The sequence below is a fragment of the Promineifilum sp. (SeqCode) genome, assembly GCF_041918635.1.
Lineage (GTDB): Bacteria > Chloroflexota > Anaerolineae > Promineifilales > Promineifilaceae > Promineifilum.
In genome coordinates this window covers 1-2,111 of sequence record NZ_JAYRVJ010000770.1, presented here as the reverse complement: position 1 = coordinate 2,111, position 2,111 = coordinate 1, and the positions used below count along the sequence as shown (strand labels likewise).

The window sequence follows — 2,111 nt, the reverse complement described above, 5'->3', positions numbered from 1 at the left end:
CGGGGAGTCCGACCGGCCCGACCTGGCCCTGGCCCCGGATGGGTCGCTGGTGGTGGCCTGGAGCGACGACAGCGGCGGCGACAGCGAGATCTACGTGCGGCGCTGGCGCAACGGGGCCTGGGAGGAGGTCGGCGGCGGCTCAGCGGCCGGCGGCGGCATCAGCAACAATAGCGGGGCGTCGGACGAGCCGTCGCTGGCGGTGGCGGCCGACGGCAGCATCTATGTGGCCTGGGAAGACGGCAGCGCCGGCAACAAAGAGATCTATCTGCGCCGCTTCGCCGGCGGCGTCTGGTCTGCCATCGGCGGCTCCGCGACCGGCGGCGGGATCAGCGCCACGGCCGGCGATTCGGTGGCCGTGGCGCTGGCGCTGGGGCCGGAAGATACGCCCTACGTGGCCTGGTCGCAGGCCACCGCGACCGACACCGAAATCTACGCGCGGCGCTGGAACGCCAACGCCTGGGTCGAGTTGGGCAGCGGGTCGGCGTCCGGCGGCGGCGTCAGCAACAACACCGGCGACTCTTCCCACACGGCGCTGGCGGTCAGCGCGGCCGGCGAGGTGATGCTGAGTTGGGCCGACGACAGCGGCGGCGACACCGAGATGTTCGCGCGGCGATTCGTGGGCGCGAGCTGGACGGAGATGGGCGCGGGGTCGGCCAGCGGCGGCGGCATCAGCGACAACGACGGCCGGTCGCGCGGCACTGACATGGCCCTGGCCGGCAACGGGACGGCCTTCCTGGTCTGGGCCGACGACAGTTCGGGCAACTTTGAGATTTATGTCAAGCGGTGGGACGGGGCGGCGTGGCAGGGAGTGGGGGCCGGTTCGGCAGCGGGCGGCGGCATCAGCCAGACGCCGGCCCATTCGCACGCGCCGCGCGTGATCATCGATGACGAGGGCCGGCCGGTCGTCGCCTGGTATCAGGTGACTGGGGCCGACACGGAGATCTATCTGCGCCGCTGGAACGGCGCGGGCTGGGAGGAGCTGGGCGGCTCCGGCTCGGGCGGCGGGCTGAGCAACAACAGCAGCACCTCGGCCAATCCGGCGGCGGCCGTCGCGGCCGGGCGAATCGCCGTCGTCTGGTCGGACAATGGCGGCGGGCAGTATGAGATCTATGCGCGCCAGTGGGTGGAGGAGGCGGGGCCGACGGCCACAGCGACGGCGACGACCACAGCCACGCCCACCGGATTGGCGACGCCCTCAGCGACGCCGACGGCCACCACTACGGCGACAGTCACCGTGTCGCCCACGGCGACCACCACGGCAACGCGGACGCCAACCGCAACGCGCACCCCAACCGCGACCGCCACGCTCAAGCCAACGTCGACGCCCACGCGGACGCCAACGACGACGGCGACCACGCCGGTCATCTTGCCCGATCACTTCCTGCCGCTGGTCATATTCGGGTTCACGTCTACACCCATCCCCACGGCGACAGCGACGGCAACAGCGACAGTGACGGCCACTGCCACGACACCGCCAACGGCGACCCACACCAACACGCCAACAGTTACATTCACGCCAAAAGCTACGGCGACTAGTTCACCCACGCCCAAGCCAACGGCTACATCAACACCACGACCCACTGAAATCCCACCAACAGGATGCAACACATGTGCTAAGGACGAGTATAACTGTGATGACTTCCCTACTCAGAGTGCGGCGCAAGCGTGCTATGAGTTCTGTTACGCTCTAACTGGAAGAGACGTTCACAGACTAGATAGAAACAACAACGGCATAGCGTGTGAAGATCCTCCAAGAGTGTTTGGCGGATGGATTTTCCAGTGGCCGCAGGGCTCTAAGGAGTAGCGAGGCACAAAGAAAAGGCCCTCACCACTTGGCGAAGGCCTCGCGCTTTACCAACGACGAACGAGTAGCACCTCCGTTCCTTCTTCCTAGCGCGCACATCGTAGGGGCGGGTTTGAAACCCGCCCCTACACCTGTTGACGCGCACACAGCCGTTCACCAAATCATCCGCATCTATCGTAGAGGCGGGTTTCTTCCCTAGCCCCTAGCCCCTAGAACCTAGCCCCTACATCGGGTTCCAGCGGGCCACGGTGAAGTGCGCCCCCTGCGGGTCGCGCAGCACGGCGAACTCGCCGAACTCGCCCATGGG

Annotated in this window: 1 pseudogene; it reads left to right on the top strand. The window is 67.4% G+C overall.

The window, feature by feature from the left end:
* A pseudogene (locus tag ACE3UY_RS22145) lies at nucleotides 1–1,804 on the top strand (hypothetical protein); the annotation flags it as partial.
* Nucleotides 1,805–2,111: the final 307 nt, after the last annotated feature.